Source organism: Exiguobacterium sp. s59 (assembly GCF_018617475.1).
Lineage (GTDB): Bacteria > Bacillota > Bacilli > Exiguobacteriales > Exiguobacteriaceae > Exiguobacterium > Exiguobacterium aestuarii.
Genome location: NZ_JACSKG010000004.1, coordinates 399,198 through 414,887, shown reverse-complemented (window position 1 = coordinate 414,887; position 15,690 = coordinate 399,198). Strand labels below are relative to the sequence as shown.

The 15,690-nt window shown below is 45.7% G+C and carries 16 protein-coding genes; all 16 read left to right on the top strand.

Annotation, left to right across the window (positions count from 1 at the left end; all coding sequences use genetic code 11):
* The first annotated feature begins 60 nt into the window (after positions 1-60).
* Positions 61-669, top strand: a complete 609-nt coding sequence (locus tag KNO91_RS10350) for a superoxide dismutase (protein WP_214794631.1) — start codon at positions 61-63, stop codon at positions 667-669.
* Positions 670-826: 157 nt separating this feature from the next.
* On the top strand, positions 827-2,890 hold the full coding sequence (locus KNO91_RS10345) for a peptidoglycan D,D-transpeptidase FtsI family protein (RefSeq protein WP_214794633.1): 2,064 nt from the start codon (positions 827-829) through the stop codon (positions 2,888-2,890).
* A gap of 153 nt (positions 2,891-3,043) precedes the next feature.
* Positions 3,044-3,979: a PstS family phosphate ABC transporter substrate-binding protein gene (locus KNO91_RS10340; protein ID WP_214787456.1), complete on the top strand. Its 936-nt coding sequence runs from the start codon at positions 3,044-3,046 to the stop codon at positions 3,977-3,979.
* A gap of 83 nt (positions 3,980-4,062) precedes the next feature.
* Entirely contained in the window at positions 4,063-5,007 is a 945-nt protein-coding gene (gene pstC / locus KNO91_RS10335; protein WP_214794637.1) for a phosphate ABC transporter permease subunit PstC, read from the top strand.
* 1 nt (position 5,008) lies between these two features.
* Positions 5,009-5,920, top strand: a complete 912-nt coding sequence (pstA, locus tag KNO91_RS10330) for a phosphate ABC transporter permease PstA (protein WP_214794639.1) — start codon at positions 5,009-5,011, stop codon at positions 5,918-5,920.
* A 110-nt stretch (positions 5,921-6,030) separates the two neighbouring features.
* Positions 6,031-6,792, top strand: coding sequence for a phosphate ABC transporter ATP-binding protein PstB (gene pstB / locus KNO91_RS10325; protein WP_224862754.1), 762 nt, complete (start codon positions 6,031-6,033; stop codon positions 6,790-6,792).
* A gap of 16 nt (positions 6,793-6,808) precedes the next feature.
* Positions 6,809-7,471: a phosphate signaling complex protein PhoU gene (gene phoU, locus KNO91_RS10320; RefSeq protein ID WP_214693037.1), complete on the top strand. Its 663-nt coding sequence runs from the start codon at positions 6,809-6,811 to the stop codon at positions 7,469-7,471.
* Positions 7,472-7,554: 83 nt separating this feature from the next.
* Positions 7,555-8,340, top strand: a complete 786-nt coding sequence (locus tag KNO91_RS10315; protein ID WP_251126614.1) for a DUF4912 domain-containing protein — start codon at positions 7,555-7,557, stop codon at positions 8,338-8,340.
* A gap of 14 nt (positions 8,341-8,354) precedes the next feature.
* A complete protein-coding gene (locus KNO91_RS10310; RefSeq protein WP_214817823.1) occupies positions 8,355-10,556 on the top strand; it encodes a 1,4-alpha-glucan branching protein domain-containing protein in 2,202 nt (733 codons plus the stop codon).
* 84 nt (positions 10,557-10,640) lie between these two features.
* Entirely contained in the window at positions 10,641-10,805 is a 165-nt protein-coding gene (gene rpmG / locus KNO91_RS10305; RefSeq protein WP_255313299.1) for a 50S ribosomal protein L33, read from the top strand.
* 54 nt (positions 10,806-10,859) lie between these two features.
* Entirely contained in the window at positions 10,860-11,414 is a 555-nt protein-coding gene (locus KNO91_RS10300; protein WP_214817821.1) for a 5-formyltetrahydrofolate cyclo-ligase, read from the top strand.
* A complete protein-coding gene (locus tag KNO91_RS10295; protein ID WP_214817819.1) occupies positions 11,393-12,163 on the top strand; it encodes a DUF92 domain-containing protein in 771 nt (256 codons plus the stop codon). The genes KNO91_RS10300 and KNO91_RS10295 overlap by 22 nt, the downstream gene beginning before the upstream one ends.
* A 169-nt stretch (positions 12,164-12,332) precedes the next feature.
* On the top strand, positions 12,333-13,289 hold the full coding sequence (locus KNO91_RS10290) for an L-lactate dehydrogenase (protein WP_074033328.1): 957 nt from the start codon (positions 12,333-12,335) through the stop codon (positions 13,287-13,289).
* Between the two features lie 121 nt (positions 13,290-13,410).
* Positions 13,411-14,460 (top strand): rhomboid family intramembrane serine protease, encoded by a 1,050-nt coding sequence (locus KNO91_RS10285; protein WP_371816660.1) that lies wholly within the window; start codon positions 13,411-13,413, stop codon positions 14,458-14,460.
* A gap of 12 nt (positions 14,461-14,472) precedes the next feature.
* Positions 14,473-15,495 (top strand): M42 family metallopeptidase, encoded by a 1,023-nt coding sequence (locus KNO91_RS10280; RefSeq protein ID WP_214794651.1) that lies wholly within the window; start codon positions 14,473-14,475, stop codon positions 15,493-15,495.
* Complete coding sequence (locus tag KNO91_RS10275) at positions 15,492-15,686, top strand: YqgQ family protein (RefSeq protein WP_012726602.1); 195 nt, start codon at positions 15,492-15,494, stop codon at positions 15,684-15,686. Before KNO91_RS10280 ends, KNO91_RS10275 begins: the two co-directional genes overlap by 4 nt.
* The last annotated feature ends 4 nt before the right edge of the window (positions 15,687-15,690 follow it).

Genomic DNA, 15,690 nt, shown 5'->3' with positions numbered 1-15,690 from the left:
ACAAATCTGTTACATTTATAACGAACGATGTTCACAACAATTTTAAGGGGGATTTTAGTAATGGCTAAATTTGAATTACCACAACTTGATTACGCATATGATGCACTCGAACCACACATTGATGCACGCACGATGGAAATCCACCACACGAAACACCACAACACTTACGTCACAAACGTAAACAATGCACTCGAAGGAAAAGACGTGGAGTACTCTTCACTCGAAGACTTGCTCCAAAAAATCGATTCACTTCCTGCTGACATTCAAACTGCTGTCCGTAACAATGGTGGCGGTCACTGGAACCACTCGTTCTTCTGGAAACTCTTGAAGAAAAACGAGAATGGCACACCGTCTGGCGAACTTGCTGCTGCAATCGATGAGTCGTTCGGTAGCTTCGATGCATTCAAAGACGAATTCACAAAAGCTGCAACAACTCGTTTCGGATCTGGATGGGCATGGCTCGTCGTGAAGAACGGTAAACTTGAAGTGACGTCTACACCAAACCAAGATTCACCGATCATGGAAGGCGTTACGCCAATCCTCGGACTTGACGTTTGGGAGCACGCTTACTACTTGAACTACCAAAACCGTCGTCCTGACTATATCAATGCATTCTTCCACGTCATCGACTGGGATTATGTTGCGAAATTGTACGCTGACGCAAAATAAGCCGACAAACCCTGAGATTCTTCATAGAGTCTCGGGTTTTTTTGTGTCTTTCATTAATTTGTAAACAAATTATGATATAGTGAAAAACGGACAAAATAATAGATGACCATGTACTCTATACTATAGAAGGAATCGATTGTGGAAGGAGATAACGGACTTGGCTAAAAATCGTGTGAAAGTGCCGAAAAAACGGCGAAACCACTTACCGTTACGTTTGAATTTGTTATTTTTCATCGTCTTCGTTCTATTTGCGACCTTGATTTTTCGATTAGGTGTCGTTCAAATCGTGAATGGGGAATTGATTGCACGTGAAGTACAAAAAACGGAGTCAAGTAAGATTAAATACGAGGTACCTCGAGGGAAAATATATGACCGTAACGGTCAAGTGCTCGCGGATACGATTTCGAACTACTCGATCATGTATCGCCGTTCGCAAGTGACGAAAGCGGATGAACGTTTAGATGTCGCCAAAAAATTGTCAGAAATCGTCGATATTCCAGAAAAGGATCGCAAAATGACGGAACGTGACCGCAAAGACTACTGGATCGCGACGAATCCTGAACTGGCACAAGAACGCACGCAGGCATTGTTGGAAGAGTTGCCAGAAGATGAGCGAGCTGCGTTGTCCAACCAGGACGTGGATCGTCTCTTGCTCGACTCTATCACAGAAGAAGAAATCACGTTCGATGATGCGACCGAAGAAATCATTGCGATTAAGCATAATATGGAGAGCGGATACGCTCTCGATCCACAAGTCATCAAAATCGGCGCAAGCCCGAAAGAGATGGCGGTCATTGAAGAGAACTTAGAAATGTTGCCAGGCGTGAGCGTCGAGCCATACTATCAACGCGACTATCCGTTCGATGAGACGTTCAAGAGCTTCTTAGGAAGTTATCGACAAATCCCGGCCGAGCAACGAGCTTCTTATCAGGCGAAAGGATACGGATTGAACGACCGGGTTGGGACGTCCTACTTGGAGCAACAATATGAAGATGTCCTTCGCGGGACGCCTGCCTACGATGTGTTCACGACATATAAAGGTGAACCGGTCGGAGAGCCGACACGCGTGAGTGGGAACCCAGGGAAAGATATCGTATTGTCGACTGACATTGAATTCCAGAAAGAAGTCGACGAGATTTTGAAAAAAGCGATTCGTGCCGGACGTTCTGGAAGTCCTCATTTCGACCGCGCGTTTGCTGTCGTCATGAACCCGCAGACGGGTGAACTACTCGCCTTGTCAGGACAGGAGCTTGATTTAGAGACGAACGAGTTCAAAGACGTCTCGACAGGGACTGTGCTTCGTGCCAGCCAAATCGGGTCAACCATCAAAGGGGCGACCGTCGCCTATGGATTTGAAGAAGGCGTCGTCGAGCCAGGAGAGTATATTTATGATGCGCCGATAAAAATTGGATCATCTACCAAAGCCTCTTACCGCAATATGGGGAACATTAACGATTTAGATGCACTTGCGATGTCGTCAAATATTTATATGTTCCAAATCGCGTTACGTTTGGCTGACTATTATTCTACCGGACAAATCGTCGGGGATAATGTCACACAAGCATTTGAAACGATGGAACATTATTATAAACAGTTCGGTCTCGGAATCGAGACGGGGATTGATTTACCGTTCGAGTCGATTGGATTCCGTAGCGTTCCCGACCGTGTCACGCTTCTCATGGATATGTCGATTGGACAGTATATCTCGTACACGCCGATCCAATTGGCACAATATACGTCTACGTTAGCGAATGGCGGTTATCGCATTCAGCCACACTTACTAAAAGAAATCATTGAGCCGGGTTCGCTCGATGAAAACAAGAAGCAAGTCGTCAGCACGTTCCAACCAAACGCGTTGAATAAAGTGGATATTCAAGACGAGTATATTGAGCGGGTTCGTGAAGGGTATCGTCAAGGGGTTGAATCTTCGTCTGGTTCATCTCGAATCTTGCAACAGACAGGGATGACTGCGGCCGGTAAGACCGGAACAGCGCAGGCCATTGCTGAAGGTGCAGACGGTCAGGCGAAACGGAACGCAAAAGGGGAACCAATCAAGACGCTTAACTCGAACCACGTCGGTTGGGCACCGTTTGATGATCCTGAAATCGCATGGGCGATTATCATGCCTGGACTTGAGGCGGAAGGAATCAACACTCGAGTCGCGCACGATATTATGAAAGCTTACTTTAATTTAGAAGATGTGAATGCAATGCTTCAATGAAAGGAGTCACTTCGGTGGCTTCTTTTTTTGTCTTTACAATTCTTTTACGTTCCGTTTATTTCTCGTTAATAGAAGTTCATTAGGATATTAATTGTAGGACAGAACAACAGATCCACAACAAAAATCAAAGCAAACTCAAGGAGGACGTCACAAATGTCTTGGATGAAAAAATCAGCTTTACTCGCTTCAATCACTTCGGTCGCACTCGTAGGTGCAGCCTGTGGGAACAATGAAGAAGGTGGCGCTGCTGAAGGCGAAGGGCTCTCAGGAAAAGTCGTCATGGACGGATCATCAACTGTATTCCCAATCATGGAAGCAGTCGCAGAAGAATATTCAGCTGAGCAACCAGAAGTTGAAGTGACGGTCGGTGTCTCTGGTACAGGTGGTGGCTTCAAACGCTTCGTGACAGGCGAGACAGACTTCTCGAACGCATCACGTGAAATCAAAGAAGAAGAAGCAGCGGAAGCTGAGAAAAATGGTGTGGAATTTACACAACTCTCAGTCGCGCTTGATGGTCTCTCACTCGTTGTCAACCCAGCGAACGATTGGGCACAAGATATCACGATTGAAGAATTGAATAAAATGTGGACTGACACAAGCGTGAAAACGTGGAAAGATGTTCGCTCTGACTGGCCAGATGAAGAGATCTCATTCTTCGCACCTGGTAAAGATTCAGGTACGTACGATTTCTTCGATGAGAAAGTTCTCGATGAAACGGACATTCGTCAAGATGCACAATTGTCAGAGGATGACAACGTACTCGTAACGGGTGTAGCTGGGACGGAAGGTGCAATCGGATTCTTCGGGTTCGCTTACTACCTCGAGAACCAAGACACGCTTCGTGCATTAAATGTTGAGGGAGTTGAGCCAACTCATGACACAATCAACGATTTGTCTTACCCGCTCTCACGTGAAATTTACACGTACGTCAACAACGCTTCGTTGAAAGACAAAGAGCAAGTGGCTGACTTCGCACGCTTCATGAATGAAAATGCAGCTGACCTTTCAGAAGAGGTTGGTTACGTGAAAATGGAGCAAGCGCGTTACGACGAAAACATGAAGATGATCGACGAAATCGCTGGAGAATAAGATGATACGTGGCAGAAGGTGAGACTAGCTCTCACCTTCTCGCCATGCTTTCTAGTATGAAGAGGTAGGGAGCGATACACGAGATGAATGAACCAAACAAAAAGCTCTCGATTCGAGAGATGATTCAACAAAATAAACAAAAGAAATATAGTACGACGAACGTGTTTGATAAAATCATGCCGTTCTTATTATTCTTGAGCGCATTTGTATCAGTCGTAACGACAATTGGTATTGCGTTCACACTTGGCTTTGAGCTATTTAAGTTCTTTGAACGAGTGCCAGTCGCTGAATTTTTAGGATCGACAGAATGGTATCCGCTTAGTGCAGATCAGCGCTTCGGGGTATGGGCGCTTGTGATGGGGACGCTCCAAATTACTGTGATTGCGATGATTGTAGCCGTCCCGCTTGGTTTGGCGTCTGCGATTTATTTGAGTGAGTACGCCTCTGAGCGAGCTCGCCGTGTGTTAAAGCCAATCTTAGAAGTGTTGGCAGGTGTACCGACCATCGTCTTTGGTTTCTTCGCATTGTCATTCATTACGCCGATTTTACAAGCTTTGATTCCAGGACTCCAAATTTACAATGCGCTTAGTCCGGGGATTGTCGTCGGGATTATGATTATTCCGATGATTGCTTCGATTTCTGAGGATGCGATGAGTGCGGTACCGAAGAAAATTCGCGACGGTGCCCTCGGTCTTGGGGCAACACGTCTTGAAGTGGCGACGAAAGTCGTCATGCCTGCAGCGACTTCTGGGATCATTGCCTCAATCGTTCTCGGAATGAGCCGTGCGATTGGTGAAACGATGATTGTGACGATCGCTGGTGGATCGCAACCAAACTTTGAGTTCAATCCGCTCAATGCGATTCAAACGATGACAGCTTATATCGTTCAAATCGCAAAAGGTGATGCAGGTTACGGCACAATCGAATACTACAGTATCTATGCGGTCGGTGCGTTATTGTTCGTCTTTACCCTCTTGATGAACTTGTTCGCCAACTGGGTGACGCGCCGCTTCAGAGAGGAGTACTAATATGGCTTTACCGAACAGTGAGTTCAAGAATACGAAGAACCTGATGGATCGTGAGACGGTGTCTGAACGTATTAAGCGCCGTTTACAACTGAATGAAATTTTTAAGTATATCTTTTTGGCAGGGCTCGTCTTTGCGTTAGTCGTCTTGTCGACGTTGATTTATGACATCGTTTCAAAAGGGGCAGGATGGGTCGACCTTGATTTCTTGCGTAACTTCCCGTCACGTCGTCCTGAAGATGCGGGGTTATATCCTGCATTGATTGGATCGCTATGGTTGATGTTACTCATCGTGCCAATGGTGTTCGTCATCGGTGTCGGTGCAGCCATCTATCTAGAAGAGTATGCACCGAAAAATCGAATGACTTCATTTATCGAGGTTAACATTTCGAACTTGGCTGGTGTACCTTCAATTGTTTTCGGATTACTCGGTTTGACGATATTCGTCCGAGTGATGGAGTTAGGAAACTCAGTTATGGCCGGTGCGTTAACACTCGGTCTCATGAGTTTACCGATTGTCATCGTAGCTTCACAAGAAGCATTGCGGGCAGTCAAAATGGAGTTACGTCACGCTTCTTTAGCACTTGGTGCTTCAAAATGGCAGACAACATTCAATGTCGTCTTGCCATCAGCGATTCCTGGGATTATTACAGGGATTATTTTAGCCGTTTCCCGTGCAATCGGTGAAACAGCACCGTTGATCATGGTCGGTGCAGCAACATTTATTTCAACAACACCAAGCAGTATTTTTTCTGACTTTACTGCGCTCCCAATCCAGATTTATAACTGGACGAGCCGACCACAAGCAGAATTCCAAAACTTGGCCGCGGCAGGAATCATCGTACTCATGACGATGCTCATTGCGATGAACTCTGTAGCGATCTATATCCGAAACAAATATACGAACCGACATTAAGTCGTTTTTGCAGATGAATGAGGAGGAAGCTCGAGATGATGAAACAACAAGAGCTCAATAAAGGAGATCAAATCGTGAACACAACAACGACAGAACCGACAATTACTGAGATGAAAAAAGATAGCGCTTATGTCGTCAATAACTTGAACTTATGGTACGGAGAAGACCAAGCGTTGATTGACGTCAACCTCGACATCAAAAAGAATGAAGTCACGGCAATCATCGGACCTTCTGGATGTGGAAAATCGACATTCATTAAAACGTTGAACCGCATGGTCGAACTCGTCCCATCTGTTCGTACAAATGGTGAAATCTTGTACCATGGACGTAACATCTTCGATCGTGGATATAAAGTAGAAGATTTACGTACATCCGTTGGGATGGTATTCCAGCAACCAAACCCATTCCCGAAATCGGTGTACGACAATGTAGCTTACGGACCTCGTACGCATGGCATTAAAAATAAGAAAGTACTCGATGAGATCGTTGAACGTTCGCTTCGTGGCGCTGCCATCTGGGATGAAGTGAAAGATCGCTTGAACGAGAACGCATATGGACTTTCTGGTGGACAACAACAACGTCTATGTATCGCTAGAACGCTAGCGATCGAACCAGACGTCATCTTGATGGATGAGCCGACTTCTGCCCTTGACCCAATCTCTACGTTGAAAGTGGAAGAACTCGTTCAAGAGTTGAAAGAGCAATACTCGATCATTATCGTGACGCATAACATGCAACAAGCTGCCCGTGTTTCGGATAAAACGGCCTTCTTCTTGAATGGAGAAGTTGTCGAGTTCGATGTAACAGATAAGATTTTCTCGAATCCATCTGACAAACGGACGGAAGACTATATTTCTGGCCGTTTCGGTTAAGGAGGAGACTAGATTGATGGCACAAAATCGCACATTTTTTGATACGAAATTAACTGAATTAGAAGATAAAGTGGTCCGTTTGGCAAATTTGACGATGCGTCAGACGGCAACCGCAATCGAAGTGTTAGAAAAGCATGATTTAGAGTTAGCGCAAACGGTAATCGATAATGACAACGAACTAGATGATTTGGAATTAACAATTAACGATGAAGCAATTTTATTAATTGCCAAGCAGCAACCGGTTGCGACCGACTTACGTCGTCTGATTGTAACGATGAAATCGGCGACGGACTTAGAACGCATTGCGGATTACGCGACGAACATCGCTAAAGCTGTGACGCGAATTGAACATGTTCCTTATTTACATGACATTCAACCACTTAAACAGATGGCTGAACAGTTGATTGACATGCTCGAGTTGGCAACGCGTGCGTATCGTAAAGGAGAAGTGAGTCGTGTCCGTGAACTCAATGAGATGGACCGTGTAATTGATGAAATCAATCTAACGGTGATTAAACAATACATCGGTTCTCTTCCGGCGATGACAGTCGGAACGAACGATGTGTACGAGTTCTCAAACATCGCTCGTTATCTCGAGCGGATGGGCGATCACGTGACAAACTTCGGAGAACATTTAATTTTCCTCGAAAAAGGGAAACATTATGATTTGAATCAATAAGATTAGTGGTAAAGAACAACAGTGCTGTTGTTCTTTATTTTTTTGGGCAGGAATTCATAAAGAATGAGCGAATACTAGTCTACATGGATTTTTTACATGAAGGGAGCCATACAGAGATGGAAGAGAAAATCGTATCCTTGAAGCAACAAGGACTTACGTTGAAACAGATTGCGGCAGAACTAGACGTCCCGATTGGCAAAGTCCAATACGCATGGCGAAAATGGAGAAATCAGCAACAAGAGTTGGAGGAAGTTGTCCCTGTGAAACAAAAGAGTAATAAGAAAGCAAAAGCTAAAGCGTCGGGATCAACTTCGCGTAAACAAGTCGCATCAGCAAAAGAGACGGTTGATGTGAAACGTTCTCCACTCCTTGAAAAGAGTCCTGAAGGTTATTGGCAATTGCCAGAACGATATAACGTAGACTTCTTGCATGCGGTCGTTCAATCACCGAACTCGGTATATGTGTGCTGGGAAGTGTCTGACTTAGTGAAAGAAACGTTAGAGCTCCAGTTTATGAGACGATGGGAAGAGCTACCGAAAGCGTTTCGTATCTTAGATGTGACCTTGCTCGATTACGCGAGTGGTCACGCGAATCGTTCGTATACGTTCGATCTCCCTGAAATGACGAACAGTTGGTTCGTTCGACCTCTCGATCCGAATACGACCTACGTGTTTGAGTTCGGGATTCGCACGATGGAGGGAGAGTTTTTACCAATTGTGGCATCGGCACCACTTGATACACCACGTGCAGAACCAGTTGGTATCGGACGCTTCGCGGAGCCAGTGAGACGTTGGCAGTACGGAGAAGTTGAATCTCCAGAGTTATTAGATACATTACCAAAATATGCGGCATACCGTCACGTACGTTAAGGAGGACTTTCTACATGAAACCAGGATACTTTTCACTCGTCCTTCATGCTCATTTACCGTACGTTAGGCATGAAGAGAAGCATCGTTTAGAAGAAAGATGGGTGTACGAAGCCATCTCAGAAACATATATTCCAATCCTTTGGCAAGTTGATCGCTTGAAGCGTCCGTTGCATTGGACAGTTAGTATTTCACCACCTGTCGTAGAAATGCTCGCGGACCCGCTCATCCAAGATCGATACGTCGAACACTTAGATGAGATGCTTGAGTTGATCGCGTTGGAGCTCTCTGAGGGGAGAACGGATGAAGAGACGTCAACGCTACATTTTTATGAGCAACGTTATCGTGATTTGAAAAATACGTTCCTTCATTGGAATAAAAACTTGAATGTGGCGTTCCGTACATATCGAGAAGCGGGTTATATTGACATGGTGACTTGTACAGCGACCCATGGTTTCAACCCGCACCTCTTTACGGAACAGGCAGCTCGTGCTGAAATTCGGACAGGTCTTAACTGCTTCGAACGTCATTACGGGTTCCGTCCGACCGGCATTTGGTTGCCTGAGTGTGCCTACACGCCAGGTGTAGACAGAATCCTGTACGAAGAAGGGATTCGATACACATTTGTCGACGAACATGCATTGCTCGATGCGGATCCAACTCCAGAGAAGGGCATTGGAGCTCCCGTCTATTCTCCACACGGAGTCGCATTGTTCCCGAGAGATCAAATCATTTCGGGTAAAATTTGGAGTTCGATGATTGGATATCCGGGTCACCCTGATTATCGTGAATTCTATCGAGATTTGGCCTACGACCGAGATTGGGATTATATCCAATCGTTCATGCATCCGGAAGGCATTCGATTCGACACAGGATTAAAAATGCACCGCATCACAGGTGACACCGATCAAAAAGACTTCTATGTACGTGAGTGGGCTGAACATCAAATTGAGAATCATGCGACAGACTTCGCACAAACGTTAGAGGGCCATCTCGAGGCCCATGGAGGTCAAACGTTCCCGCCGTTCTTGGTGACGGCACCGTTTGATGCAGAATTGTTTGGTCATTGGTGGTTTGAAGGTCCTGAATTTCTCGGGAAGGTCGCAGAGCGACTCGAGGAATTTGGAATCGAAACGATCACGCCGGCGATCTTCCTAGAGCGTCACTTCAAAGATTTACAAACCGTCCATGTTTCCATGAACACATGGGGACGAAAAGGCTACGGTGAAGTGTGGATCAATGAACGGAATGAATGGATGCTCCGTCATCTTCATATGATGGAAATGCAGCTTGTCAAAGACGTAGCCGATTATCGTGATCAGTCTGATTTGACGAATCGTGCCTTAAAGCAATTGATTCGCCATTATGTGTTAGCTGTATCAAGTGACTGGGCGTTTATCTTAGATGGTCAAACGACGGCACAATATGCGGCTGAGCGCTTCCGTGATCATACACGCCTCTTTGCCGAACTTGAGACGGCGCTTTATCAAGGTGGGGTATCAAGTGAACTGCTCGATGATCATTATGCGGCGTACCCATTCCTACAAGACGAAGACCTTGATGTCGATTCATTCCTGTCTCCTCACGATTATTATGTGACGACTGAGCGGGATGTAGAAGATCCGGCAATTCTCATGATCACACCGGAATATCACGGTCATATCGTCGGTGGACTTGGGCATCGTGTCGTCGAGGAAGTAGAGGCGAGAGCGAATGAGGGAGAAACCGTCTATGTGTTGACACCGTATCACGATGAGTTGCCGGAATACGAACGACATGGAAACGTTCATGTATATCGGGTCCGTCCGACTAGCCCATTTTTAGAGCACGTCATGAATCAGGTCGCCACACAAAATATTGCGTATGTAAAACTCGTTCATGAACTTTCAAAACGAGTATCGTTCAAAGTGATTCATCATTTTGATTGGATGACGATTCCTGCTGCAAGAGAACTTGCGCAATCCCTTGCGCTTCCGTTATACTCAACTATGTTGTCCTTTGAAGCGACACGTAACCCGCACGGTCATGGTGGTTTGTTCGATGCGATCCATCGAATTGAAAACAGTGTGTTCTCTGCAGCGGAGTGCGTATATGTCGGCGAAGAGCTCTCGATGCATGACCTAGAACAATGGTATAAGGTAAGCGAGAATGTCAACACATGCCTACCCCTTGAAACTTCTCCATATGGACAGGAATCAATGAAAAAGAACGTGAAATAATCTTGCTTTTTCACAAGAAACTTGGTAGGATAATTGAGTATGCTTAGACTGTAAAGCAAAAGCACTTGATACAACATCATTAAGATGGGAGTGAAAGAAATGCGCGTTAAAATTACATTAGCTTGCACAGAAACAGGCGATCGCACGTACATCACGAAGAAAAACAAACGTAACAACCCTGAGCGCCTTGAGTTGCGCAAATACAACCCACGTCTCCGTCGTCACACGCTTTACCGCGAAGTGAAGTAATAAGGGACCGGCCGTCACATATGTGGCGGCTTTTTTTGTAAGGAGGAATGCGTTGTGGAAGAAAAAGCAGCGTTAAGACAGACTGTCCATCAATCTATTAAGCAAATTAATAATCGACCACATGTCGATCAATCCATCCATCAACGGTTGTTCTCGACAGATATATGGAAGGAAAGCCAGACAATTGCGTTGACCTCTTCACTTCCGCTCGAAATTGATACGTCCCCAATCATTCATGAGGCGTTTGAAGCAGGAAAAACGGTGTGCGTCCCGAAAGTAACGGGACAAGGGTTGACGTTTCATATCATTCATTCTGTGAATGATCTCGAGACGGGTGTCATGAATATTTTGGAGCCGACCACTCCACAGACGACTCAAGCAATCGACTTATGTCTTGTACCGGGAAGGGTATTTGACCGATCGGGATACCGTATTGGTTGGGGTGGAGGATACTATGACCGCTTTTTACGTACATATGAAGGGATAACGGTTTCGTTAGCGTATTCCGTTCAACTTGTCGATCAAGTGCCGACAGAACCACACGATCTTCCTGTGCAGTGGATTGTGACAGAAAAGGAGATGATTCAATGTTCGCCATATTTGTTGTAACTTGTATCGTCGCCTTTCTCGGATATCGGTTGCGCTCCTTAACGCTCTCAGGAGCAATCTTGACGGTGATAACAGGGGTATTGATTGGGTTGTCGTTTGGGTGGTTCGGACTTTATTTACTTGGCGTCTTCTTCTCGACGTCTTCTCTCGCATCAAAATATCGATCTCGCGATAAAGTAAGTGTGGATGAAATCGTCGAGAAAACGGGGGCTCGAGACGCCATCCAAGTGTTAGCTAATGGAGGGGTAGGGATACTTTGTGCCCTCGGTTATTTGCTGACGGACGATGTCGTCTATCTATACATGTACATCGTGTCCATTGCAGCAGCGACGAGTGACACGTGGGGATCTGAATTCGGTGTCCTCGCAAAACGTAAACCTCGGTTCATGTTCTCGTTCAGGGAAGTTGAGCCGGGAACGAGTGGCGCAGTCTCAACATTTGGAACGGTCATGTCGGTATTAGGCGCATTTATGATTGTCTGCTCGTCTCTTTTGTTTGTCGAATTAGACTTGGCATTACTATTGGCACTTTGGGGAATCGGACTAAGTGGAAGCGTTATCGACACATTGCTCGGTGCAACGGTACAACGAAAGTTTCGCTGTACGGTGTGTGGGAAGTTGACCGAGAAGAACATTCATCATCAAGTTCCGACAACATATGTGTCGGGATGGCGGGTTCTTGGAAACGATGCAGTCAATTTTTTGTCCGTGTTTGGAGCAGCGATGATTTGTTTTTTCGTGTTCGGATGAGGGTAGTACAGGAAATGAAGATGTTTCAAATGAATGTGAAAGTTGTCACAATATTGCCAAAGTGAAAACGGTTTCCGCTGTAGTTAGGGTTTGTGAATGATGTTACAATCTTGTTGTAACAGAGATAACAAATACATGAAACAGATTGTTCGAAGGGTGGAGAAACAATATGGAAACATTAAATCATGCTAAAGTAACGCGCGTTGCACTCGTAGGGGCAGGGGCAGTTGGAGCGAGCTTCGCATACCAGTTAACGACAGCAAGTCTTTGTGAAGAGCTTGTCATCATTGACATCAACAAGGCAAAAGCAGAAGGGGAAGCGATGGACTTGAACCACGGTGTCTCGTTCGCATCTTCACCAATGCGTGTTTGGGCAGGAGACTACGCAGACTGTGGTGTAGCAGATATCGTCGTCATTACTGCAGGTGCACCACAACGTCCAGGGGAGACTCGTCTTGACCTCGTTGAAAAAAATGCGAAGATCATGAAATCGATGATTTCAGACATTATGGATTCTGGCTTTGATGGTATCATCATTATTGCCTCAAACCCAGTCGACATTATGACACATTTGGCATGGAAATATTCTGGACTTCCAAAACATCGCGTCTTCGGATCCGGTACAGTGCTTGATACGTCTCGTTTACGTTACATGCTCGGCGATTATTTCAACGTCGACCCACGTAACTGTCATGCCTACATCATGGGTGAACATGGTGATACCGAGTTCGCTGCATGGAGCAATGCCCGAATTTACGGGAAGTCTGTTGAACAGTTGCTTGAAGAGCATGATGAATATAACTGGCAAGACCTTGAGGACATTTATGTGAACGTACGTGATGCGGCTTATCACATCATCGAACGTAAAGGTGCGACATACTATGCTATCGGACTCGGATTACTTCGCCTTGTCAAAGCGGTTCTTCGTAATGAAAACACGTTGTTGACAGTCGGTGCTCACCTCGATGGGGAATACGGATTACACGATATTCATATCGGGGTACCGGCCATCATCAACCGTCAAGGTGTGCGTGAAGTCGTTGAGATTGAATTGTCAGAAGAAGAGCATCAAAAAATGCAACATTCTGCGAATGTCCTCATGAAAACGATGGAGCCTGTCTTGTAATCTAAATACTGATTTACCCGTAGCCGTAGAGGTTGCGGGTTTTTTGTACGTTTGAAACAAGTCACGACTTTGTGGTGAGATGTCACGTGATTTACAATAGAATAAGAGAGGAGGGGTATTGGTGGCGACATGCTTTTGGGAAGATATTTATCAGGCGGTCGAGGAAGGTGGCCGAATCGAAGGGATCTTAGAGCCGTCTCGTGCGGTCATCTTGTTTGATACAAAAGCAGGTGACCGCTATGACCTATACGTTCAAACTGAAAAAGCGTGGGCGAATCATGTCAGTACCGATGTGAACGCCATCCTGGGCGCATTTCGTCTATCTCGAATCGGGCGAAAGCGATTGACGCTTCATATATATGGTGAACGTCTTGTCGATGAAGAGCGGATTGAGAGCATGACTTTCCCGATTCCAGCGAGAGTGACGTTATCTCGCTCGATATGTAGCCCTACGATGGAAGACGATCGTTTTCGAATGCTCGCGGTCGCAATGGATAAAAAGAAGAAAGCGGAGTTAAAGAAACGATTCTCGTTCGGAAAACCACAAGTAGTGTACGGGTTGATGTTCATTACGTTTTTAGTCATGTGGCTGGCTGAATCCGTCGGTTCGACGCTCGATCCGAACACTTTGATTGCATTCGGTGCGAAAGTGAACCCACTCATCGACGAGGGGGAGTGGTGGCGGTTGATTACGCCGATGTTTTTGCATATCGGATGGTTTCACTTTGCCATCAATATGTTTGCGCTCTGGTCACTTGGTCCGCTCGTTGAACGGATGTATGGGTCGATCCGGTTTTTTATCATATACGTGGTTGGTGGCATTCTAGCGACGACGGCATCGTATGCGTTCAGTGAATCGATTTCAGCCGGGGCATCAGGAGCATTATTTGGTCTGGTCGGCGCGCTACTCTATTTTGGACTTCGTGATCGCTCCCTCTTTATGAAGACGCTCGGACCTCCGCTGTTTATTATGTTAGGATTAAATGTGGGACTTGCGTTTGTACTAGGCGCGAGTTTGGACCACTTCGCGCATGCGGGTGGGTTACTTGGTGGATTCGTCGTCTCTGGGGTCGTCGGATTGCCCGATGAAAAAAATCGCAAGCAACGTATCTTATTTTCTGTGCTCGCGACCGTGTTATTTGGTCTACTATATGGGTACGGTTCTTGGTAAGGAGAGAATATGATGATTGATACACTGAAAACATTAGTTGAAATTCCAAGTCCGTCTGGTATGACGGAGGAGGCGATTCGTTTTGCAGAAAAAGAGCTTCAGTCAATCGGTGTCAAAACGTCTCGGCTACATAAAGGGGCATTACTGGCCACATTCCCGGGTCGTTCGAAGGAGGCGCGTCTATTGACGGCGCATGTCGATACACTTGGAGCGATGGTCAAGGACATTTTGCCAAGTGGACGCCTACGACTCACTCAAGTTGGAGGGTACGCTTGGACGGCAATTGAAGGTGAGAACTGTCTCGTTCATCGTGAGGAAGGCGAGGCAATCGAAGGGACCATCCTCATCCATCAATCGAGTGTGCATGTCTATAAAGACACGAATTCTGCAGAGCGCTCTCCATCAAACATTGAAGTTCGGTTGGATGAGAAAGTTCATTCTCGTGAAGATGTGACGGCACTTGGAATCGAAATCGGTGACTTTGTATCATTTGATCCACGATTCAAGGTGACGACTTCCGGATACGTGAAATCACGTCATTTGGATGATAAAGCATCCGTAGCTATTTTATTAGACTTGGCTAAAGATTTGGTTAGCTACGACCTGCCTCACCCGGTTCACTTCTTGATTTCGAATTATGAAGAAGTTGGATTCGGGGGCAATGCAGGCATTCCGGAAGAGGTTGTGGAATACATTGCCGTCGACATGGGAGCGCTCGGAGATGGTCAACATTCAGATGAATATACAGTCTCAATTTGTGCCAAAGATTCATCTGGACCATATGACATCAATCTTCGCAGAAAGTTTACCTCATTATGTAAGGAGCATGACATTGCATATAAGGTAGATATCTATCCTTATTATGGATCGGATGCATCGGCTGCCATTCGCGCAGGCTACGATGTAAAGCATGCTTTGATTGGTCCAGGGATTGAGTCGAGTCATAGCTATGAACGGACACATGTGTCATCTATGGAAGCGACAAGAGAATTGTTAAATCGTTATGTCCAGTCCACGATGGAGGAAGAAGCATGAAAAACTTTTATGATGTCCAACAGTTTTTAAAGTCGTTCGGAACCATTATTTATATCGGGGAACGGGATGCAGAAATCTCACTGATGATGATGGAACTCGACGAGTTGTATGAGGGGGGCATCATCGAACAGCGTGTTTATGACACAGCGAAAATCATTTTGACCCACGAATTAAAAAATTCAACAGATTGACAGA

What these genes read in the sequence shown, in the direction of transcription:
- pstC (WP_214794637.1), top strand. Translation starts at nt 4,063, where the DNA reads ATGAATGAACCAAACAAAAAGCTCTCGATTCGAGAGATGATTCAACAA.
- KNO91_RS10315 (WP_251126614.1), top strand. Translation starts at nt 7,555, where the DNA reads ATGGATTTTTTACATGAAGGGAGCCATACAGAGATGGAAGAGAAAATC.
- KNO91_RS10275 (WP_012726602.1), top strand. Translation starts at nt 15,492, where the DNA reads ATGAAAAACTTTTATGATGTCCAACAGTTTTTAAAGTCGTTCGGAACC.
- KNO91_RS10350 (WP_214794631.1), top strand. Translation starts at nt 61, where the DNA reads ATGGCTAAATTTGAATTACCACAACTTGATTACGCATATGATGCACTC.
- pstA (WP_214794639.1), top strand. Translation starts at nt 5,009, where the DNA reads ATGGCTTTACCGAACAGTGAGTTCAAGAATACGAAGAACCTGATGGAT.
- phoU (WP_214693037.1), top strand. Translation starts at nt 6,809, where the DNA reads ATGGCACAAAATCGCACATTTTTTGATACGAAATTAACTGAATTAGAA.
- KNO91_RS10340 (WP_214787456.1), top strand. Translation starts at nt 3,044, where the DNA reads ATGTCTTGGATGAAAAAATCAGCTTTACTCGCTTCAATCACTTCGGTC.
- KNO91_RS10290 (WP_074033328.1), top strand. Translation starts at nt 12,333, where the DNA reads ATGGAAACATTAAATCATGCTAAAGTAACGCGCGTTGCACTCGTAGGG.
- KNO91_RS10280 (WP_214794651.1), top strand. Translation starts at nt 14,473, where the DNA reads ATGATTGATACACTGAAAACATTAGTTGAAATTCCAAGTCCGTCTGGT.
- KNO91_RS10310 (WP_214817823.1), top strand. Translation starts at nt 8,355, where the DNA reads ATGAAACCAGGATACTTTTCACTCGTCCTTCATGCTCATTTACCGTAC.
- pstB (WP_224862754.1), top strand. Translation starts at nt 6,031, where the DNA reads ATGAAAAAAGATAGCGCTTATGTCGTCAATAACTTGAACTTATGGTAC.
- KNO91_RS10295 (WP_214817819.1), top strand. Translation starts at nt 11,393, where the DNA reads ATGTTCGCCATATTTGTTGTAACTTGTATCGTCGCCTTTCTCGGATAT.
- rpmG (WP_255313299.1), top strand. Translation starts at nt 10,641, where the DNA reads ATGGGAGTGAAAGAAATGCGCGTTAAAATTACATTAGCTTGCACAGAA.